The sequence below is a fragment of the Noviherbaspirillum sp. genome (genome assembly GCF_036846085.1).
GTDB lineage: Bacteria > Pseudomonadota > Gammaproteobacteria > Burkholderiales > Burkholderiaceae_D > Noviherbaspirillum.
Window position 1 is genome coordinate 1 of record NZ_DAIUCO010000003.1, and the last position, 20,965, is coordinate 20,965.

General features: G+C 60.7%; 21 protein-coding genes. 17 read left to right on the top strand and 4 right to left on the bottom strand.

The annotated features are described in order from the left end of the window. From V7080_RS00580 to V7080_RS00625, 10 genes are all read left to right on the top strand, one after another. Nucleotides 1-843: sodium:solute symporter family transporter (locus V7080_RS00580; RefSeq protein ID WP_442947164.1), on the top strand; the 843-nt coding region annotated here is incomplete at its 5' end. Between the two features lie 103 nt (nucleotides 844-946). Next, nucleotides 947-1,270, top strand: a complete 324-nt coding sequence (locus V7080_RS00585; RefSeq protein ID WP_334186450.1) for an FmdB family zinc ribbon protein — start codon at nucleotides 947-949, stop codon at nucleotides 1,268-1,270. An 87-nt stretch (nucleotides 1,271-1,357) separates the two neighbouring features. After that, the gene (locus V7080_RS00590; protein WP_334186495.1) at nucleotides 1,358-1,999 is read left to right on the top strand and encodes a DUF502 domain-containing protein; all 642 of its coding nucleotides are present in this window, start codon (nucleotides 1,358-1,360) and stop codon (nucleotides 1,997-1,999) included. Between the two features lie 100 nt (nucleotides 2,000-2,099). Then, nucleotides 2,100-3,917, top strand: a complete 1,818-nt coding sequence (aspS, locus tag V7080_RS00595; RefSeq protein WP_334186451.1) for an aspartate--tRNA ligase — start codon at nucleotides 2,100-2,102, stop codon at nucleotides 3,915-3,917. 136 nt (nucleotides 3,918-4,053) lie between these two features. Next, nucleotides 4,054-4,563: a dihydroneopterin triphosphate diphosphatase gene (gene nudB, locus V7080_RS00600; protein WP_334186452.1), complete on the top strand. Its 510-nt coding sequence runs from the start codon at nucleotides 4,054-4,056 to the stop codon at nucleotides 4,561-4,563. Between the two features lie 73 nt (nucleotides 4,564-4,636). Beyond that, entirely contained in the window at nucleotides 4,637-5,431 is a 795-nt protein-coding gene (locus tag V7080_RS00605; protein ID WP_334186453.1) for an endonuclease/exonuclease/phosphatase family protein, read from the top strand. Between the two features lie 65 nt (nucleotides 5,432-5,496). Beyond that, the gene (gene clsB / locus V7080_RS00610; RefSeq protein WP_334186454.1) at nucleotides 5,497-6,663 is read left to right on the top strand and encodes a cardiolipin synthase ClsB; all 1,167 of its coding nucleotides are present in this window, start codon (nucleotides 5,497-5,499) and stop codon (nucleotides 6,661-6,663) included. A gap of 56 nt (nucleotides 6,664-6,719) precedes the next feature. Then, complete coding sequence (locus V7080_RS00615; RefSeq protein WP_334186455.1) at nucleotides 6,720-7,235, top strand: GNAT family N-acetyltransferase; 516 nt, start codon at nucleotides 6,720-6,722, stop codon at nucleotides 7,233-7,235. Between the two features lie 113 nt (nucleotides 7,236-7,348). After that, nucleotides 7,349-8,197, top strand: a complete 849-nt coding sequence (locus tag V7080_RS00620; RefSeq protein WP_334186456.1) for a DMT family transporter — start codon at nucleotides 7,349-7,351, stop codon at nucleotides 8,195-8,197. Between the two features lie 188 nt (nucleotides 8,198-8,385). Next, nucleotides 8,386-8,886: a pyridoxamine 5'-phosphate oxidase family protein gene (locus tag V7080_RS00625; RefSeq protein WP_334186457.1), complete on the top strand. Its 501-nt coding sequence runs from the start codon at nucleotides 8,386-8,388 to the stop codon at nucleotides 8,884-8,886. Here the strand turns inward: V7080_RS00625 and V7080_RS00630 are convergent. Continuing rightward, nucleotides 8,883-9,059, bottom strand: a complete 177-nt coding sequence (locus V7080_RS00630; protein ID WP_334186458.1) for a hypothetical protein — start codon at nucleotides 9,057-9,059, stop codon at nucleotides 8,883-8,885. The two genes, V7080_RS00625 and V7080_RS00630, sit on opposite strands and share 4 nt — an antisense overlap. A gap of 74 nt (nucleotides 9,060-9,133) precedes the next feature. On the opposite strand from V7080_RS00630, the gene V7080_RS00635 reads away from it, so the two are divergent. Together V7080_RS00635 and V7080_RS00640 are read left to right on the top strand one after the other, a co-directional pair. After that, nucleotides 9,134-10,306, top strand: coding sequence for a hypothetical protein (locus V7080_RS00635; RefSeq protein ID WP_334186459.1), 1,173 nt, complete (start codon nucleotides 9,134-9,136; stop codon nucleotides 10,304-10,306). A gap of 61 nt (nucleotides 10,307-10,367) precedes the next feature. Next, nucleotides 10,368-11,144: a ferritin-like domain-containing protein gene (locus tag V7080_RS00640; RefSeq protein WP_334186460.1), complete on the top strand. Its 777-nt coding sequence runs from the start codon at nucleotides 10,368-10,370 to the stop codon at nucleotides 11,142-11,144. Nucleotides 11,145-11,151: 7 nt separating this feature from the next. Here the strand turns inward: V7080_RS00640 and V7080_RS00645 are convergent, their stop codons facing one another. From V7080_RS00645 to V7080_RS00655, 3 genes are read right to left on the bottom strand one after another with little or no spacing between them, the layout of a single operon-like run. Beyond that, complete coding sequence (locus V7080_RS00645) at nucleotides 11,152-12,453, bottom strand: diguanylate cyclase (RefSeq protein WP_334186461.1); 1,302 nt, start codon at nucleotides 12,451-12,453, stop codon at nucleotides 11,152-11,154. Nucleotides 12,454-12,499: 46 nt separating this feature from the next. Further along, nucleotides 12,500-13,231, bottom strand: coding sequence for an anti-sigma factor (locus V7080_RS00650; RefSeq protein ID WP_334186462.1), 732 nt, complete (start codon nucleotides 13,229-13,231; stop codon nucleotides 12,500-12,502). Then, nucleotides 13,228-13,812 (bottom strand): sigma-70 family RNA polymerase sigma factor, encoded by a 585-nt coding sequence (locus V7080_RS00655; protein WP_334186463.1) that lies wholly within the window; start codon nucleotides 13,810-13,812, stop codon nucleotides 13,228-13,230. The genes V7080_RS00650 and V7080_RS00655 overlap by 4 nt, the downstream gene beginning before the upstream one ends. Before the next feature lie 191 nt (nucleotides 13,813-14,003). Here V7080_RS00655 and V7080_RS00660 point away from each other — a divergent pair, with 191 nt between their 5' ends. The 5 genes from V7080_RS00660 to V7080_RS00680 all read left to right on the top strand — a co-directional run bounded on the left by V7080_RS00660 (nucleotide 14,004) and on the right by V7080_RS00680 (nucleotide 20,898). Continuing rightward, the gene (locus V7080_RS00660; RefSeq protein ID WP_334186464.1) at nucleotides 14,004-14,381 is read left to right on the top strand and encodes an RNA-binding S4 domain-containing protein; all 378 of its coding nucleotides are present in this window, start codon (nucleotides 14,004-14,006) and stop codon (nucleotides 14,379-14,381) included. A 207-nt stretch (nucleotides 14,382-14,588) separates the two neighbouring features. Continuing rightward, nucleotides 14,589-15,245, top strand: a complete 657-nt coding sequence (locus tag V7080_RS00665) for a TetR/AcrR family transcriptional regulator (protein WP_334186465.1) — start codon at nucleotides 14,589-14,591, stop codon at nucleotides 15,243-15,245. 25 nt (nucleotides 15,246-15,270) lie between these two features. After that, nucleotides 15,271-17,061: an acyl-CoA dehydrogenase C-terminal domain-containing protein gene (locus V7080_RS00670; RefSeq protein WP_334186466.1), complete on the top strand. Its 1,791-nt coding sequence runs from the start codon at nucleotides 15,271-15,273 to the stop codon at nucleotides 17,059-17,061. 233 nt (nucleotides 17,062-17,294) lie between these two features. Then, on the top strand, nucleotides 17,295-19,682 hold the full coding sequence (locus tag V7080_RS00675; RefSeq protein WP_334186467.1) for a 3-hydroxyacyl-CoA dehydrogenase/enoyl-CoA hydratase family protein: 2,388 nt from the start codon (nucleotides 17,295-17,297) through the stop codon (nucleotides 19,680-19,682). 19 nt (nucleotides 19,683-19,701) lie between these two features. After that, a complete protein-coding gene (locus V7080_RS00680) occupies nucleotides 19,702-20,898 on the top strand; it encodes an acetyl-CoA C-acyltransferase (RefSeq protein WP_334186468.1) in 1,197 nt (398 codons plus the stop codon). The last annotated feature ends 67 nt before the right edge of the window (nucleotides 20,899-20,965 follow it).

Genomic DNA, 20,965 nt, shown 5'->3' on the forward strand with positions numbered 1-20,965 from the left:
ATGGCGACACAGGCAAACCTTTGGAATTTCCTGCCGCCGCCGACCTTCACCGATATCGCCTTCTTCATCGCCGCGGCATTGACGATGATGCTCGGCAGTATTCCGCAGCAGGACGTGTTCCAGCGCGTCATGTCGGCGAAGAACGCGCCAACGGCGCGCACCGGCGCAATCGTCGGCGGCGCGAGCTATATCCTGTTCGCCTTCGTGCCGATGTTCATCGTCTCCTGCGCCGTCGTGGTCATGGGCGCGAGCGCGCTCGACCTGGCGAAAAACGATTACCAGCGGTTGCTGCCGACCTTCGTGATGACCAAGATGCCGCTCGTGATGCAGATTCTGTTCTTCGGCGCGCTGCTCTCCGCCATCAAGAGCACCTCGTCTGCAACCCTGCTGGCACCGTCCACGAGTTTCGTCGAAAACATTCTCAAGAACCTGCGTCCGGGCATGACGGACCGGCAGCAATTGTTCGCGATGCGTTGCTCGATCGTGGTCTTCGCCACGCTGGTGCTGACGTATGCCATCGTGATGAAAGGCACGCCGATCTACGAACTGGTGTCGACGGCTTACCAGGTAACGCTGGTCGGTGCCTTTGTGCCGCTGGTGATGGGTTTGTACTGGCAGCGTGCAACGACGCAGGGTGCGATCCTGTCCCTGTTCGCGGGCATCACGACCTGGGCCCTGTTTTTTCCGCAGGTTACCGGCCTGGGCGAGGCGTTTCCCGGCCAGCTTGCCGGCTTGATCGCCGCGTTCGCCGGCATGCTGGCCGGCTCGCTGCTGCCGCAGCTTGTTGGCAAATCGGCAGGAGAAGGGCAGGCCGCAGGCAGCCGATCCTTGCCACATGCCTAATACCCCGCCCGAAATCTTTCGGTCGTGCATCGGATGACGTGCTTCGCCGCGCTGAAACCCTTTATAATTCAGGGCTTTGGATGATTTTTGCGGAGGAAGTTTCATGCCAATTTATGCATATCGCTGCGAAGATTGCGGTTTCGCCAAGGATGTATTGCAGAAGGTGTCCGATGCGCCGTTGAGCGATTGCCCCTCGTGCGGCAAGCCGGCGTTCAAGAAGCAATTGACCGCCGCCGGCTTCCAGCTTAAGGGCTCTGGCTGGTACGTGACCGATTTCCGCGGCGGATCTGGCAAGGCTGCGCCTACCTCGGACAACAAGGAATCCGGCGCCGCGGCGACGCCTGCCGCCACCGAACCCGCGAGCGCGCCCGCCGCAGCTGCGCCAGCCGCCAGCAGCACATCCGGCGACAAGGCCGCTGCCGGTTGAGTTCGATTGCAGGCTGCCCGCACATCCGGTGAAGCGGCCTATTTTTAAGAGATCGCATCACCCGCGGTCTCGATGACAAAGAAGAAAATGCGTAAATACTTCATCACCGGCCTGTTGATCCTGGTTCCCCTTGCCATCACGCTATGGGTCCTGAACCTCGTGATCAGCACCATGGACCAGTCGCTTCTGCTGCTGCCGGAGCGCTGGCGGCCGCAAGCCGTGTTCGGATTCAATATTCCCGGCCTCGGCACGATACTCACACTGTTGATCGTATTCCTCACCGGCCTGCTGACCCGCAACTTCATCGGCAAGCAAGTCGTGCATGCCTGGGAAACGCTGTTGCGGCGCATCCCGATCGTCAGTTCCATTTATTCCAGTGTCAAACAGGTATCGGACACACTGTTCTCCTCGTCAGGCAACGCCTTCCGCAAGGCAGTGCTGGTGCAGTATCCGCGCGAAGGTTCCTGGACGATTGCCTTCCTGACCGGCGTGCCCGGCGGCGATGTCAGGAACCATTTGGTGGGTGACTACATCAGCGTCTATGTGCCAACGACACCGAACCCGACTTCCGGCTTCTTCCTGATGGTGCCGAAAGCCGATACTGTCGAACTCGACATGACAGTCGACGAAGCATTGAAATACATCGTCTCGATGGGCGTCGTCTCTCCTGAATACGTGGTTGCCGCGGGCAGCAACCTGAAGGCAATCCCGCCGCAGACCGGCACATAACATCGCGCAACGGTCTATTTGCATCAACTGATATCGGGCTTTCGCCCGGGTGAAACCGGCGTCGAGATCCCTTCCCAAAAACTACAATCGGAATTTGATTATGTCTATGCGAACTCATTATTGCGGCCTCACCACCGAGGCGCTACTCGGCCAAACCGTCAGCCTGTGCGGCTGGGTGCATCGCCGGCGTGATCACGGCGGCGTGATCTTCATCGATCTGCGCGACCGCGAGGGTCTGGTACAGGTGGTCTGCGATCCTGATCGCGCCGATGTGTTCAAGACTGCCGAAGCAGTCCGCAACGAATTCTGTCTGCGCATCACCGGCGTCGTGCGCAACCGTCCGGAAGGCACGACCAACGCCAACCTGAAATCGGGCAACATCGAAGTACTGTGCCAGCAGATCGAAGTGCTCAATCCTTCGGTGACGCCGCCGTTCCAGCTCGACGACGACAACCTGTCCGAAACCACCCGCCTGACGCACCGCGTACTCGACCTGCGCCGTCCGCAGATGCAGAACAACCTGCGCCTGCGCTACAAGGTGACGATGGAAGTGCGCAAGTTCCTCGACGCCAACGGCTTCATCGACATCGAAACGCCGATGCTGACCAAGTCCACGCCCGAAGGCGCACGCGATTACCTCGTGCCGTCGCGCGTCAACGCCGGCAATTTCTTTGCGCTGCCGCAGTCGCCGCAGCTGTTCAAGCAGCTGCTGATGGTGGCCAACTTCGACCGCTACTACCAGATCACCAAGTGCTTCCGCGATGAAGACCTGCGTGCTGATCGCCAGCCGGAATTTACCCAGATCGACTGCGAAACCTCGTTCATGAACGAACAGGAAATCCGCGACATGTTCGAAGGCATGATCCGCCTGGTGTTCAAGAACACGCTGAACATCGACCTGCCGAATCCATTCCCGGTCATGGACTACGCAACAGCAATGGGCCTGTACGGCTCCGACAAGCCGGACATGCGCGTGAAGATGCAATTCACCGACCTGACCGACGTGATGAAGGATGTCGACTTCAAGGTGTTCAGCGGCGCGGCAAACATGGAAGGCGGCCGGGTGGTCGGCCTGCTGGTGCCGGGCGGCGCGAAGGAAGGCAGCGGCATGCCGCGTTCGGAAATCGACGCCTACACGCAATTCGTCGCCATCTACGGCGCCAAGGGCCTTGCCTACATCAAGGTCAACGAGAAAGCCAAGGGACGCGACGGGCTGCAGTCGCCGATCGTCAAGAACCTGCATGACGCGGCACTGGCCAAGATCATCGAGCAGACCGGCGCGCAGGACGGCGACCTGATTTTCTTCGGCGCCGACAAGGCCAAGGTCGTCAACGATGCGATCGGCGCATTGCGGGTCAAGATCGGTCATAGCGACTTCGGCCGCAAGAACGGCTTGTTCGAAGATGCCTGGAGACCGCTGTGGGTGATCGACTTCCCGATGTTCGAGCATGACGAGGAAAACGATCGCTGGACGGCGGCCCACCATCCGTTCACCGCGCCGAAGGACGGCCACGAAGACCTGCTCGAGACCAATCCGGGCAAGGCGCTGGCCAAGGCCTACGACATGGTGCTGAACGGCTGGGAACTCGGTGGCGGCTCGGTGCGTATTCACCGCGCCGACGTGCAAAGCAAGGTCTTCCGCGCGCTCAAGATCGACGCCGAGGAAGCGCAGCTCAAGTTCGGCTTCCTGCTCGACGCGCTGCAATACGGCGCGCCACCGCATGGCGGCCTGGCGTTCGGCCTCGACCGTATCGTGACCATGATGACGGGCGCGGAATCGATTCGCGACGTGATCGCCTTCCCGAAAACCCAGCGCGCCCAGTGCCTGCTGACGCAGGCGCCGTCGGAAGTCGACGAAAAGCAGTTGCGCGAGCTGCATATCCGCCTGCGCAACGTTGAGCCAGCGGTAAAGGCGTAAGCTTTTCCGCGGCCATTGATGCCGCCGTTTCAGGGCATAATCAAGGCGCGGTTTACCGCGCCTTTTTTTGTGCATCGTCGCCCGGTCACCTGGACCTTGACGTGCCGGGCCAGCGCCATCTTTCAGAGTGGGGTGCATGAGTACTGTGTATAAAATTCCCGAATCGGTACTGGTGGTCATCCATGACGTCCGCCTGGATGTACTGCTGATCGAGCGTGCCGACAGACCGGGATTCTGGCAGTCGGTGACCGGGTCCAAGGATCTGCCGGACGAGTCGCTGCTCGAGACCGCAATCCGCGAGGTGTATGAAGAAACCGGCATCCGTATCGCCGGGCTGCCGGCACAGGCCGCTGACAGGGACGGGATGCAGGGGCCGGAATTGCCGCTTGAAAATCTGCGCGACTGGCAACTATCCAATGTCTACGAAATTTATCCGGTCTGGCGGCATCGCTATGCACCGGGCGTGACCCGGAACACGGAGCATGTTTTCAGCCTGCAGGTGCCCCGCGACATCCCTATCCGGCTGGCGCCGCGCGAGCATCTGCACCACGCCTGGTTGCCGTGGCGCGAAGCGGCGGATAAATGCTTCTCCCCATCGAACGCCGAAGCCATCCTGCAACTTCCTGAATATGTTCGCCGGAGCTGATCGGCCTTGGGCGGAACCAAGTCCATGCCAACGGCATCCATTCATGTGACATTCAACAACTTCACCTAAGCGAATGAAACTACGCATCGCGACCTACAACATCCACAAAGGCGTTTCTTCATTTGGCAGCCGGCCACGGGTACATGCCTTGAAACAGGCGTTGACTTCGATGGAGGCAGATGTACTTTTCCTGCAGGAAGTGCAGGGCCGGCACGACCGTTATGCAACCCGGCATGCCGGCAACTGGCCCGAACTATCGCAGCACCAGTTTCTTGCCGGGGAATCCCATCATTGCGCCTATGGCATGAACGCGGTGTATGACCACGGGCATCACGGCAATGCCCTGATCAGCTGCTATCCGATTGCGTCCGCGCGCAACCAGGATGTATCGGATCACGCGTACGAAGCGCGCGGCATCCTGCATTGCGTGGTGCAGTCGCCGGCCGCCGATCTGCATTGCTATGTCGTCCACCTTGGCTTGTTTGCCGGCAGCCGCAAGCGGCAGACGGAAGCGTTGATCGACGCCGTCGAAGGATCGTGCCCACCCGGCGCACCGGTCATCATCGCCGGCGATTTCAACGACTGGACCAACCAGCTCAGCGACACGCTCAGGAAGCGGCTCGGCGTCACCGAAGTCTTCGATACCAACCTGCCGTCACGCGGCTTCGGCACCTATCTTCGCCAGCTGAGCGGACGGGGCGTGAAAGTCAAGCCGGCCCGTACCTTCCCCGCCGCGCTGCCGTGGCTCAGGCTCGACCGCATCTATGTGCGCGGATTGAAGGTGGAATCCGCCCAGGTCTTGCACGGACCGTTGTGGGCGCGACTGTCGGATCACGCCCCCATCGTTGCAACGCTGGTCCTGGAGTAGTGCGGTTCGAGGCGAACAGCTAGAATCGATGCCCACCAGCTTCCTGCCTGGAACCCATCCGCCCCATGCGACCGGTCGCCTTTACCGCCAATAACCGTATCGCGCTGCTGCAAGGCGGCGCCGACTACTTTCCCGCGCTGATCGCATCCTTCGACGCGGCGCGATCCGAGATTTATCTCGAAACCTATATCTTCACGCCCGACCAGACGGGACTCGACATCATGGCTGCGCTCGCTCGTGCCGCCGACAGGGGCGTGGCAGTCAATGTCATCAGCGACTGGGTCGGCACCGGCCATGTCAACTGCGTGTTTCTGAAGCGGGAATTCGGCAAGACCAAGGTCCGCTACAAGGTCTTCAATTCCTGGTTCCATCGCGGCCTGACGCGCACCCATCGGAAAATCTGCGTCGTCGACAAGGAAGTCGCATTCCTCGGCGGCCTCAACATCAACTACGATTGGATCTCGGACGACGGCTTCAACGAACCCTTGCCGGCGCCCCGCTGGGATTTTGCGGTACGCATCGAAGGGCCGCTGGTGGCGTCGATTCACCATGAAGTCGAGTCGCAATGGCGGCTGCTCAACGGCTTGCATCTCCGCTTCAGGTGGAAGCGTTTCCGCGAAAAGCTGGTACGTGAACCGGCGGCGGATTCCGGTCCGGCACTAGCCGGGCTCGTGGTGCGCGACAATCTCCGCAATCGCCGCACGATACAGCGGGCCTACCTGAAGGCGCTGGGCAGTGCACGGAAAAGCGCGCTTCTCGCCAATCCCTATTTCGCGCCGGGACGGAAGCTGCGTGACGGGCTTGCCATGGCAGCGGCGCGGGGCGTCGATGTGACGCTGCTGATCGGCGTCGGGCAGTTCCGCATACAGGATGCTGTCGCGCATTCGTTCTATCCGAAGTTGCTGAAAAGCGGCGTCAAGGTCGTCGAGTACCACAAGACGCAGTTGCACGGCAAGGTGGCCGTGATCGACGACGAGTGGGCAACGGTCGGCTCAAGCAACTGGGACGGGCTCAGCCTGTTCGTGAACCAGGAGGCCAACGTGGTCGTCAGGGACCGCGAGTTCGCTCGTGCGCTGCGACTGCGGATCGAAGGCGCGGTGGCGGAAGGCAAGGTGGTGCGGCCGCAGGATTTTGCGAATATACCGTGGTATGAGCGCGCCCTGTACGGCGCCGCCTACTTGTTCTACAAGAGTGTGCTGCGCGTGATTACCTTCGGCCGCTATACCGAGTGAGCGGAGGCGGCGGATGAAGCTTTGCAGGGAGCGACAGCGATGAACCGGAGCATGCCATGATGGAAAACATTCGATTCAGGGAAGCCCGCGCCGGTGACGTGGCGGATATGACGGCATTCATCTTCATGCATGGTCCCAACCAGTGGAATCACCTGCCGGAGGAAGACGTCGGCGCGCATATTGCCGCCATTACCGATGGAAAGACCGGCGCGGTGCTGGCTGAAATAGAAGGGCGCCTTGCCGGCTTCGTCACCTTTACCGCCAGCCGTTCGATGACCCGATATCAGTCGCGGGAGAACATCGGGCACCGCCACGGCTATGTATGCGAGGCGGTCGTGCATCGCGACCACGCAGGCAAAGGCATCGGCGCGCAACTGCTGAAACGCGTGGTGGCGGCATTGGCAGCCAACGGCCACACCGAAATCTATATCGAGCGGCATGAAGAAAACCTGGCTTCCGCCGGCATGATGCGCAAGGCCGGATTCATCGAGATCGACACCTACAACGATCCGGTGCGCAGGACCTCCGGCTCGCGACGCACGACTGTCTGCCGGCTGATGATCAACGGCTGATGATCACCGGCTGAGGGGTTCCGCATGGCCGGGCAGGTCCGGCGGATGTCGATTGGACGCAAGGTGGTCATTGCACCGATAATCCGGTGTCGACCGTTCATCCAACAACACTCATGTCACGTCATTCCGCCATCGCTCTCGTCCTGCTGTCCGCGCTCGGATTCGGCACCATGGCCTTGTTCGCCAAGGTTGCCTATGCAGGCGGGGTAACGCCCACGGTATTGCTGGCCTTGCGCTTCACGCTGGCGGTGGCATTGCTGGCGCCGGTGGTATGGGCAAAACGCATGGCCCTGCCGCGCGGGCGCGTGCTGGCCGGCTTTGCATTGATGGGCTTGCTCTACACCGCGCAGTCGCAAAGCTATTTCACGGCGCTCCTGCATGCGAGCAGCGGACTGGTCGGGTTGCTGTTGTACGTCTATCCGGTGCTGGTGACCCTGCTCGCGCTTGCATTGGGCTGGGAAAAGCCGGAACGCCGCACGTTCATGCTCCTTGCCATTGCCGTTGCAGGCATCGCGATTACTCTGGGCGGAAACCTGCAGGGCAGCCCGCTCGGCATCGCGCTCGGTCTGCTGGCTGCCGCCGTGTACGCCGTCTATATCCTGATCGGCGGACGTGTCACCCGCGATATTCAACCTCTGGCCGGAACGCTGGTGGTGATGGCCACCGCCGCGGTGGCCAATGGCGCGCTTGCCGTGGCGGGCGGACAGTCGTTGCCGACCGGCGCATCCACGTGGCTTGCAATCGGCGCGATCTCATTGTTCTCGACGGTCATCGCGGTGGGAGCGCTGCTTGCGGGCATCCGGCATATCGGCCCGGCCCAGGCATCGATCATCTCCACGCTGGAACCGGTCATCACGCTCTGCCTCGGCGCGCTGCTACTGGGGGAAACCATCGGCACGGGGCAGGTGGTCGGCGGCGTGATGGTATTGGGCGCCGTCGTGATGCTGGCGCGCCGTCCGTGAGCTGTACGACTGAGCCCGTTGATGTGGCGGACAGCGCTGCGTGTCCTTGCCTGCACGCATAACGCATTTGCACATCGGAAAAGTTGCGGCGCGCGTAGAAATGGAACTTTCATTGTGCGGCTGCATCATCCATTGATGGCCGGGTGCCACCGGCTTCCCGAAGACCATCATCACCGCAAGGAGGAATCATGGATGTGCAAGAGCAGGACAATCCGGAGCTGCAGGCAGTTGCCGATCTGGTGAAGGACATCAAGTTCGCCATGCTGACTACCGAGGAGTCGGACGGCACGCTGCGCAGCCGGCCGATGTCCACGATGCAAATGGAGTCGAACGGCGACCTGTGGTTTTTCACCAGCCAGTCGTCGCCGAAAATTACCGAAGCCGAACAGCACCGGCAGGTGAATCTCGGTTATGCACGCATCGACAAGCAGGACTATGTGTCGATTTCCGGCATCGGTGAAGTCGTTCGCGACAAGGCCAAGATGGCGCAGTTGTGGACGCCGTGGATCAAGCCCTGGTTTCCCGACGGGCTGGATGATCCGGACCTCGTGTTGCTGAGGGTAAGGATCACCGAAGCCGAATATTGGGATGCGCCCGGCAGCACGGTGAAGCGCCTGTACGGTCTGGCGAAAGGCATTGTCACGGGCGACACCAGCAGTCTCGGCGACAACCGCAAAGTATTGAACTAGGCGAAGTACCGAACCAGAAAATGTAGTGAATACATAGCGGCGACTGCGGTCGCCGCTTGCTTTTTTAGTGCGTCATCCCGCAAATCCGACTCTTCCTTTTCCTGAAAAATCGCCCGCATTAAAAATGCGACAACGCCGAACTTCGTTGGGTCGGCATCATCGAAGCTGTTCAAGATGACAACAGCCGGGTCGTCTCAACCACCTTCAACGCGCTGTCGGCACCGGCATTCTTCCGAGGAGCATGACGATGGGATTCAATTTATTCAGTGCAAAAGGCGTTCCGCTGGAACAGCAGCGCTTCACATGGCGCGATATGGTCGGCAAGCCGATCAGCAAACTCGACGACGATGCGTTCACCAGGGCGCGCGTCATTCTCATGAACGGCATCGAACAGGAATCAATCCGCTTCCAGCATTTCGCAGCACGGGCTAACCGGGCGTTGCGCGTTCCGCTCGCACGCGTGCGCCGCACCGAGCAGCACCAGGCAACCATGGTGAACTGGCTGCTCGGCCCCGACCATTCACCGCTGGAAATCACGCTGGGCTATGAGCAGGTCGCCATCGAAGTCACGGCGGCAGTGGCGCAGCAGGAGCCGGATCCCTATCTTGCCCAGAACTATCGCTTCGGCATGCTGGAGGACTTCGACCACCTGTATCGCTATTCCGCCTTGCTGGATCGTGTCGAAGGCAAGGACGCCAACAATATTTTGCAAAGCTACACCGACATCATGCCCGGCCGGCCGACCGTCTTTGAACACAGGGCGCCGCAGGACGATGTGCGCGATCCGTACGACCGCAAGACGGCCGCGCCGATCACCAAGCTCAACGCGCTGACGATTGTCGCCGTCGAGTTCCAGGTGCATGAGTACTACATGAATATCGGTCCGCAATTCGCCGATCCGGTGGCGCGGCAGCTCTATGCCGAGATCGCTTCCATCGAGGAGCAGCACGTCACGCAGTATGAATCGATGCTCGATCCGGAGGAGGGCTGGCTGGAGCAATGGCTGCTGCATGAAGCGAGCGAGGTGTACAACTATTACAGTTGTATGCAGCAGGAAACCAACCCGCGTGTGAAGGCGATCTGGGAACGCTTCCTGGATTACGAGCTCGGCCAGTTTCATTATGTCGCCGACCTGTTCAAACAATACGAGAAGAGCGATCCGATGGAAGTGTTTCCCGGCGATCTCCCGGAGCCGATTTCATTTGCCAGCCAGCGTGACTTCGTACGCCGGACGCTGTTGCAGGAAGCGGACCTGCGCACCAACGGTACGCAGTTCGTGCCGATGGATAAGGAAAGCCAGGCATCGATCGACTACCGCTCGTACATCAATTCGGAAGGATCGCCGAGCGAGACGGTTGCCGCCGGCTATATCTGGACGCCGGGCACCGAACTCAATCGCAAGGTCGCCATCGCCGCATGAGCGATTGCCAGCCATGCCGTATCAACCTATTTCAACGGTCTGACGACCCGAAGGAACAGCAATGAAAGAAGAAACCCATATCGGAATGAATCGCACCGGCATCCAGATGTCGCCGTTCGACACCACTGCAATGACAACGCCGCCCACATCGGAAATCCCGGCGACGCCGGGCAGTGAATCGGCGCTGGCACAGATGCGCAGCCTCTACATTGCCGAGGCCGACACGCTCGGTTCCGTGCCGGTGCCGGGCACGGTAAAAGGCGTGCTCACCACCGGTGTTTCCATGTTGACCGGCAACAATCCGGAGATCCTGCTCGACAAACTGGGCGAACGCCTGGCGTTCGAACGTACCAGCACGCGACTGTACGATGCCTTGCTCACCAAGGTGGAAACCTTGCAGGAGGGCACGACCAGCATGACGCTGGGCGAGCTGCGCAAGATCCGCGATGAAGAGTTCCGGCATTTCACCATGGTTGCCGCCGCCATCGAATCGCTGGGCGGTGATCCGACCTCGCAGACGCCGTGTGCGGATTTGGTCGGTGTGGAATCGATGGGACTGATGCAGGTCATCACCGACCCGCGCACGACGCTGGCGCAATCGCTGCATGCCATCCTGGTGGCGGAAATGACCGACAACAATGGCTGGGAACTGTTGATCGTGCTTGCCGAGGATCAGGGACAGATGTCGATGATGGCGGATTTCAGCGTGGCGCTCGACAGGGAGCGTGCGCATTTGCAGATGGTGCAGACATGGTTCGAAGAGGCGACCATCGGCCAGGCGATTTCCAACGAGGCGGTCGACGAGGCGGAATCGCCGCCGTCCCAGCAATTGCATTGACGCCGCTTCAACGCTGCAGGGTCTCGATACCTGACCGGACCAGCGCCGGCATGTTTTCCTCGACGCGGCTGGCGGCGCGCTTCATCTCATACATGCGCCGGTCCGCGACGCCGAGAATTTCCTCCGGCGTCTCACCGTCTTTCGGAAAAACGGCGATGCCGATGCTGGCGCTCACGCGCGCCTCCCCGTGCTGCTGCAGCAGCGGAACGGAGACCGATTCCGCCATCCGGACCGCCAGTTTTTTTGCCTGGCCATAGCCGCGCACCTTGGGCATCAGTACAGCGAACTCGTCGCCGCCCAGGCGCACGATGACATCGGTTTCACGAACCGTTGCCGCAAAGCGGCGGGCCGCTTCCCGCAGCACATCGTCACCGGCGTCATGCCCGAAGCGGTCGTTGATCTGCTTGAAGCCGTCGAGATCGATGAACAGCACCGCGAGCGGGTGCTGATCCCGCTTCGCGCATGCGAACATATACGGCATCAGCTGGTCCAGGAAACGCCGGTTGGGCAGGCGTGTCAGCGGATCATGCTGGGCTTCGTGCGCCATGCGTTCGGCATGCATGCGTTTGAGGCGAAGGTCGCGCAACGATACCCATATCGTCAGCCCGCCAAATATCGTCAGCATGCCGAGCAGCAGAAATGCGTTGTGGCGGGTGGATATCCAGCGATTGCCGGATGCGCGCAGTTCTTCCGCGAGCCGGCGATCGCTATCCAATCGTATCTGCCGGATCACTTCCCGGATCGCGTCCATGTGCGCCTTGCCGGCGCCCTGCCGGACGACGGCCAGCGCAGCGTCGGCATTCGTCCGGCCCTGCTGCAATGCGATGGTTTGGGCCAGTTCATCCAGCTTGGCGCGCGCAAGCCGGCGCAGTTCCGCTGCCCTCGCGGCCGTTGCCGCGTCATCGGCAAACCATGCCGGCAGGTCACCGAGCATGACGCCGATCCGTGCCTTCGCTTCATGGTAGGGATGCAGATAATGTTCATCGCCGGTCAGCAGATAGCCGCGCTGGCCGGTTTCAGCATCCTGCAGCGCGATGAACAGGGCATCCAGCCGGTGCAGCTTGCCATGCAGCGCATCGATCCTGCGTTCGTTGGCGATGTAAGCCTCGACGTCCCTCAAGGTGCTTGCGCCGACCAGCAGAAGCACGGGCAACGCCAGCACCATCATGACGATGATGGTGTATTCCGTTTTCCACTGCCATGCCTTGAAATGTGTTCTCACGGTGACGTTGCCGATATGGATGCAGCAGGGCGCTGTGCGCAGCGTGTCGGAAATCGGCCGGTGCCGCCGGCATGGAGAGGCCGGCATTCAACCGATAATCCGCGCAGACCCGGACAGCGCGGTTGGAATACGCCTAGATCTGCACCCACGCACCCTTGAAAATAACGGGGCCGCTCGGTGCATTCGGGTTCGGCGAGCCGCCTTTCGGCTCCAGACTGATCGCCAGCACGGGGATCGATTCCGGCGTCGCATCTTCCGGCATGGGCAATACCACCGTGCCATTGTTGGCCACCAGGCCGAGCGAGCGGGGCGCACCTTGCTTCGGCACCGCCCAGAGTTCAAGGCTCCGGTCGGCCGCGATGTTCTGCGGCATGACGACCTTGACCGTCATCTGCCGGCGCTTCGCATCCCCGGTCACGACCATGACAGGCTGCGCTTTCTCATCCGACAAGGTGGCGACGAAGGACATGGTTTGCATTGCCGGTTCCGGCTGCCTGGTCAGCATGACCGTGACGAGAATCGTGGCCAATGCCGTCGACGCCATTCCCAATCCGCGCCAGAAGCTCAAGTCTTCCCGCAAGCCGAGCCAGAAGGAGCGCCGGTCCTGCCGGACCGGAGCCGGAGCCAGCTTCAATTGTTTTTCGATCGCCTGCCATACCTGCGGCGACGGTTGCGCCGACGGCGCGAACTCCGCCATCGGATGCAGGCGGTCCTGCCATTCCGCCACCGCCCGTTTCACGATCACATCGTCGCGCAACCAGCGTTCAAAGCGCCGCCGCGCGCCGCCGCGCAGCGTGCCGAGGACGTATTCACCAGCAAGCTGTTCGAGCAGCTTGTCGTTCCGTTTCAGGTTCTGGAGGTTCATGCACCCTCCAGCTTGGTGAGGCACAGGCGCAGACGTTCCAGCCCGCGCCGTATCCAGGTCTTGACCGTGCCGATCGGCAGCGTCATCTGCTCCGCCACTTCGCTATGGGAGAGATCATGATAAAACGCCAGCGCGATCGCCTGCCGGTGCAGGCCCTCCAGGCGTGAAAAGCAATGCGCCAATGCTTTCGCGTCGCCGCTGATCTGCAGCGCCTCGATCGGCGTGGGCTCATTGCTTTCCATTGCGTTCATGACATCCTGGTCAAAATTGTCGGCATCGATCTCGACAGCGTTGTCCAACCGCCGCAGAATGTCGAATGACTTGTTTCGCACGATGGTGGTCATCCACGTCATCGGCGCCGCGATGCTGGCCTGATACGTTGAGGCGTTATGCCAGATGCTGACAAAACTCTCCTGTAACGCCTCTTCGGCCAGCTCCCTCTTGACTAATATACGCAGCGCGAAGCCAAACAGTTTCGACGAAGTTGCATCATAGAGTGAGCGGAACGCCTCGCCGTCTTGCCGGGCGACGGCGGCGAGCCAATTTTTCAACTGCGCGGGTTGCAGATCTGAAGTGGACAAGGGGGGACTCGTATTAAAAGTTGGGCAGGGCCACGCAGTGCATGACCGACGCCGGCAAACCAACTGTTACTGGAAGTTAAGCCGGATTATAGTATGGCCGCCTCCATATCTGCTGTTTATGCCAGGAACACTTTTGTATTAAACAACAGCCCATATTTACATTTTTTGCTATTGAGTAGGCGATATCAAATATGAATCCTTCCGTACGTATTGATAAATGGCTGTGGGCAGCCCGATTCTTCAAAACCCGTTCCCTTGCGACCGATGCCGTCGACAGCGGGAAGGTGCGGTTGAACGGAGAGCGCATCAAGCCGGCGCGCAATATAAAGGTGGACGATGTCCTTCAGATAGACAACGGGGCGACCGAATGGGAAGTGGCAGTGAAAGACCTGTCCGACAAGCGCGGCCCCGCTTCGGTGGCCCAGACCCTTTACGCCGAGACCGAAGAAAGCATGGCAAAGCGGCAACAGCAGGCGGAGCAGCGGCGGTACTTCCGCGAACCGAGTGCGACGATAAAAGGGCGCCCTACTAAACGTGACAGGCGCCTGATCGACCGGTCAGGATCATAATGTTGCACCTGGGAAGCCCGGAAATAGTGCTTTTCAGGATCTTATACAAATAGAATCGACCCTCTAAGTTCTCGTTTGACTTTTGCATCTCGCTGGATAATAGTACGAGCGTTCGCTTAGTTATCCGCGCTGTTAATTGATCGTATTTCTTGAAATTTCAACAGGGCTGCTGTGGCTATCAATATCACTGAATCGACACCGAAATTTATGCGTAAGGGCGAACTGACGCGCGCCGCCATCCTCGATGTGGCGCTTGACCTGGCAAGCAGGGACGGCCTGGAGGGCCTGACCATTGGTTTGCTCGCCGACAAGATGAATATGAGCAAGTCGGGCGTGTTTGCGCATTTCGGTTCGCGCGAAGACCTTCAGATCGAAGTCGTCAAGCTTTACCACCAGCACTTCGAACAGGAAGTGTTTTACCCGAGCATGAAGGAACCGCGCGGCCTGCCGCGTCTTCAATCGATGTTCGGGCGCTGGGTCCGCCGGGTGTCGGTCGAGATCGCATCGGGCTGCATCTATATCAGCGGAGCGGTCGAGTATGACGACAGGCCGGGCGCCATCCGCGATCAGTTGGTCAGCATGGTGCATGCATGGCAGGGTGCGTTACGGCGCTGCGTCAAGCAATGCATCGACATGGGACATCTCGGTGCGGATGCCGATCCGGATCAGCTCGTGTATGAGATGTACGGACTGATCCTGGCGCTGCACCATGACGCACGATTCATGAAAATGCCCGGCAGCGTAGAGCGCGCGCAAACCGGCTTTGAACGCCTGATCCGCAACAATCAGCAATCGCAGACGACCGATGACGACAGGCCGGCTGCGAAAAACAATCCCAAATCCGCTGTACAAAAAACAGCCTAACTCATTCAGTGTCAGGAGAATAACCATGGGTCAATATATCGCGCCATTGCGGGATATGCAGTTCGTGCTGCACGAACTGCTTAAAGTCGAAGACGAACTGAAGCAACTGCCGACGCATGCCGAAATCGACGCCGACATCATCAACCAGGTGCTGGAAGAGGGTGGCAAATTCACTTCGCAGGTCATTTTCCCCCTGAACCATTCCGGCGACCGCGAAGGCTGCCGCCTGGACAAGGAAACCCACGTGGTGCACACGCCGAAGGGTTTCAAGGAAGCCTACAAGCAGTATGTCGAGGCCGGCTGGCCATCGCTGTCCTGCGACCCGGAGTTCGGCGGCCAGGGCCTGCCCATCGTGCTGAACAACTCCTTCTATGAAATGCTGAACTCCGCCAACCAGGCCTGGACCATGTATCCCGGCCTGTCGCATGGCGCTTATGAATGCCTGCATGAGCACGGCACGCCCGAGCAGAAGGCAATGTATCTGCCGAAGCTGGTGTCCGGCGAATGGACCGGCACCATGTGCCTGACCGAGCCGCATTGCGGCACCGATCTCGGCATGCTGCGCTCGAAAGCCGAGCCGCAGGCGGACGGTTCGTACAAAATCACCGGCGGCAAGATCTTCATCTCCGCCGGCGAGCACGAGATGTCGGCCAACATCGTTCACCTGGTACTGGCCCGCCTGCCGGACGCACCCGTGGGCACCAAGGGAATCTCCCTGTTCCTCGTGCCGAAATACATTCCGAACGCCGACGGTACGCCGGGCGAACGCAACAAGATTTTCTGCGGCGCGATCGAGGAAAAGATGGGCATCCACGGCAATTCCACTTGCCAGATGAACATGGACGGCGCCACCGGATGGCTGATCGGCCAGCCGAACAAGGGCCTGAACGCGATGTTCGTGATGATGAACGCGGCCCGTCTCGGCGTCGGCATGCAGTCGCTCGGCCTGACGGAAGTCGCGTACCAGAACGCGGTGATGTATGCGAAAGACCGCCTGCAGATGCGCAGCCTGTCGGGTGTGAAGGCACCGGACAAGCCGGCCGACCCGATCATCGTCCATCCGGACGTGCGTCGCATGCTGCTGACCGCGCGTGCATTCGCCGAAGGCGGCCGTGCATTCAGTTCCTACATCGCGCTGCAGATCGACCGCGAACTGAACCATCCGGACGAGCAGGTCCGCAAGGATGCCGCCGACGAAGTCGCGCTGCTGACACCGATCATCAAGGCCTTCCTGACCGACAACGGCTGGATCGCCACCTCCGAATGCATGCAGGTCTACGGCGGCCACGGCTTCATCTCCGAATGGGGCATGGAGCAGTATGTGCGCGATGCACGGATCAACATGATCTATGAAGGCACCAATACCATCCAGTCGCTCGACCTGCTGGGCCGCAAGATCCTGATGGACAACGGCGCGAAGCTGCGCAAGTTCGGCGACAAGGTGAAGGCCTTCGTGGAAGAAAACGGCACCGACGAAGCCATGTCGGAATTCATCACGCCGCTGGGCGACATCGGCGACAAGGTCGGCAAGCTGACGATGGAAATCGGCATGAAGGCATTCCAGAACCAGGACGAGGTAGGCGCCGCCGCCGTGCCTTACCTGCGCGTGGTTGGTCACATGGTGTTTGCTTACTTCTTCGCGCAGATGGCGAAGATCGCGCTGGAGAAGCAGGATTCCGGCGACAACTTCTACAAGGCGAAGCTGGCGACGGCACGCTTCTACTTTGCGCGCCTGCTGCCCGAAACGGCAATGCTGATCCGCCAGGCACGCGCGGGTTCGTCGAACCTGATGGCGATGGAAGAAGAGTTGTTTTAAGTTTTGTTTCAATCGAGTCGGCGACATTAGAAAGTTGCAAGTGTCCTGTTCCCTCCCTCTCAAGGGGAGGGCCAGGGTGTGGATGGGTTCTAAATACCGTTCGCTAACAACCTTTCCACGTCGCCGCTTGCAAGCGACTCCGATTCGCGCAGCGCAAAGCAATGCTTTGCGAAACCCTGCACTCATCCCCCTACTCGGGGGAGGGACTCATTCAAGAATATAAGGAAAATCCCATGTCCAACTTCATCGTCAAGAAAGTCGCCGTCCTCGGCGCAGGCGTGATGGGCGCGCAGATCGCGGCCCACTGCGTCAATGCCAAGGTCCCCGTCGTCCTGTTCGACCTGCCCGCCAAGGAAGGCCCCAAGAACGGCATCGTGCTGCGCGCCATCGAGAACCTGAAGAAACTCAGTCCCGCGCCGCTGGGCAACAAGGACGATGCGGCGATGATCGAAGTCGCCAACTATGAAGACAACCTCGACGTGCTGAAAAGCTGCGATCTCATCATCGAGGCGATCGCCGAGCGTATGGACTGGAAGCATGACCTGTACAAGAAGGTCGCGCCGCATATCGCGCCGAACGCGATCTTCGCCTCCAATACCTCCGGCCTGTCGATCACCGCGCTGTCGGAAGGCTTCGACGCCGACCTGAAGGCGCGCTTCTGCGGCGTGCACTTTTTCAATCCGCCGCGCTACATGCACCTGGTCGAACTGATCCCGACCGTGTCGACCCGTCCGGAAATCATCGACCAGCTCGAAGGTTTCCTCACCACCACGCTCGGCAAGGGCGTCGTGCGCGCAAAAGACACGCCAAACTTCATCGCCAACCGCGTCGGCATCTTCAGCATGATGGCGACGATGTATGAAGCACAGAAATTCGGCCTGCCCGTCGACGTAGTCGATGACCTCACCGGCACCAAGCTCGGCCGCGCCAAGTCGGCTACCTTCCGCACTGCCGATGTGGTCGGCCTCGACACCATGGGTCATGTGATGAAGACGATGCAGGACAACCTGCAGTCCGATCCGTTCTATCCGGTCTACAAGACGCCGGAACTGCTGGCCAAGCTGATTGCCGCCGGCTCGCTCGGCCAGAAGACCGGCGCCGGATTCTTCAAGAAAGTCGGCAAGGATATCCTGCGCTTCGACGGCGAGAAGGGCGACTATGTGCCCTCCACCGGCAAGGCGGACGACCTGGTCGCGCGCATCCTGAAGGAAAAGGATGCCGCCAAGAAAATGAAGACGCTGCGCGAATCCAGCAATCCGCAGGCGCAGTTCCTGTGGGCGATTTTCCGCGACACCTTCCATTACATCGCCGTGCATCTCGAATCGATCGCCGACAACGCGCGCGATGTCGATTTTGCGCTGCGCTGGGGCTTCGGCCAGAAGAACGGTCCGTTCGAAGGCTGGCAGGCTGCGGGCTGGCAGCAGGTAGCGACCTGGGTGAAGGAAGATATCGATGCCGGCAAGGCGCTGTGCGACGCACCGCTGCCGGCGTGGGTATTCGACGGCCGCACCGGTGTACACACGCCGGAAGGCTCCTGGTCGCCAGCGAAGAACGCCTATGTGCCGCGTTCCGACCTGCCGGTGTACCAGCGCCAGGCATTCCGCGCCACCGTGCTCGGCGAAAATGCGCCAGACGGCTCCAAGGCCGGCGCCACCGTGTTTGAAGATGATTCGGTACGCATCTGGCACCAGAACGATGACGTGCTGATCTTGTCCCTGAAGACCAAGATGCGCGTCATCGGTCAGGGCGTGATCGACGGTCTCGCCAGGGCGATCGCCGAAGCGGAAAAGAACTACAAGGGTCTCGTCATCTGGGGCACCGATGCGGCCGAGGGCGGCGCGTTCTCCGCCGGCGCGGACCTGCAATCAATGCTGCCGGTCTTCATGTCGGGCGGCATCAAGGCCATCGAACCGGAAGTCGCCAAGCTGCAGCAGGCACATCAGGCACTGAAGTACGCGAACGTGCCGGTGGTGGCCGCAGTGGCCGGCCTGGCACTGGGCGGCGGCTGCGAGCTGATGATGCATGCGGCCAAGCGCGTGGCATCGATCGAATCGTATATCGGTCTGGTGGAAGTGGGCGTCGGACTGGTTCCTGCCGGCGGCGGCCTGAAGGAAGCGGCGGTGCGTGCAGCGGCCGATGCCAAGGGCACCGACATCCTGCAGTTCCTGAAGACCTACTTCACCAATGCGGCGACGGCGAATGTGTCGAAGTCGGCACTGGAAGCGCAGAAGATGGGCTACCTGTCGGCCAACGACGTCATCGTCTTCAACCCGTACGAGCTGCTGCATGTCGCGAAAGTGGAAGCGCGCGCCATGTACGACGCCGGCTACCGTCCGCCGCTGAAGGCACAGGTCCCGGTCACCGGACGCTACGGCATGGCGACCATCATGGCGCAGCTGGTGAACATGCGTGACGGCGGTTTCATCTCCGCCCACGACTTCAAGCTGGGATCGATGATTGCCGAGATCGTCTGCGGCGGCGAGGTGGAGGCGGGCAGCGTCGTCACCGAGCAGTGGCTTCTCGACCTCGAGCGCAAGGCCTTCATGGAGCTGCTGAACAACCCGAAAACCCAGGAACGCATCATGGGCATGATGCAGACCGGCAAACCCGTCCGTAACTGACCGGATCAGGAGTAGAGAAATGACCAAACAACTTCAAGAAGCCTATGTAGTCGCCGCCACCCGCACGCCGATCGGCAAGGCGCCGCGCGGCATGTTCAAGAACGTGCGTCCGGACGACCTGCTGGTGCGGGTGCTGCAATCCGCGATGTCGCAGGTACCCGGTCTCGATCCGAAACTGATCGAAGACGCCATCGTCGGCTGCTCGTTCCCGGAAGCGGAGCAGGGCATGAACGTCGCCCGTAACGCGGTGCTGCTGGCCGGCCTGCCGAACACCGTCGGCGGCGTGACGGTCAACCGTTACTGCGCATCCGGCATCACAGCGGTGGCGATGGCCGCCGACCGCATCCGCGTCGGCCAGGCCGATGTCATGATCGCCGCCGGCGTCGAATCGATGTCGATGGTGCCGATGATGGGCCATCATCCGTCGATCAACATGAATGTCTTCAAGGACGACAACATCGGCATGGCGTACGGCATGGGCCTGACGGCGGAAAAGGTTGCGCAGCAGTGGAAGGTCTCGCGCGAAGACCAGGATGCGTTCGCGCTCGAATCGCACCGCAGGGCGCTGGCAGGCCAGGCCGCCGGCGAATTCGACGCGGAAACCACGCCGGTCGAGATCGTCGAGCGTTTCCCGAACCTGGCGACCGGCCAGATCGACATCAAGACCCGCACCGTCAATCGCGACGAAGGCGCACGCCCGGACACATCGATCGAAGGCCTCGCAAAGCTGAAGCCGGTGTTCGCCGCCAAGGGCAGCGTCACCGCCGGCAACAGCTCACAGACCTCCGACGGCGCCGGTGCGCTGATCCTCGTCAGCGAAAAAATCCTGAAGCAGTTCAACCTGACCCCGCTGGCAAAGTTTTCGTCCTTCGCCGTGCGCGGCGTGCCGCCGGAAATCATGGGCATCGGTCCGAAGGAAGCGATCCCTGCCGCCTGTCGTGCAGCCGGCATCACCCAGGACCAGATCGACTGGTATGAGCTCAATGAAGCGTTCGCGGCGCAGGCGCTGGCAGTGGTCCGTGACCTTGGGCTCGACCCGTCGAAAGTCAACCCGCTCGGCGGCGCGATCGCCCTCGGCCATCCGCTCGGCGCCACCGGCGCGATCCGCGCGGCGACCGTGGTGCATGCGCTGCAGCGCAGGAACCTGAAATACGGCATGGTCACCATGTGCGTCGGCGCCGGCATGGGCGCTGCCGGAATCTTTGAGCGGATGTAAGGACATCCCTGCGTAAAGACTGAAAAAACCGTGCGGCCACAAGCTGTGCGGTTTTTTTCTTGAAGGA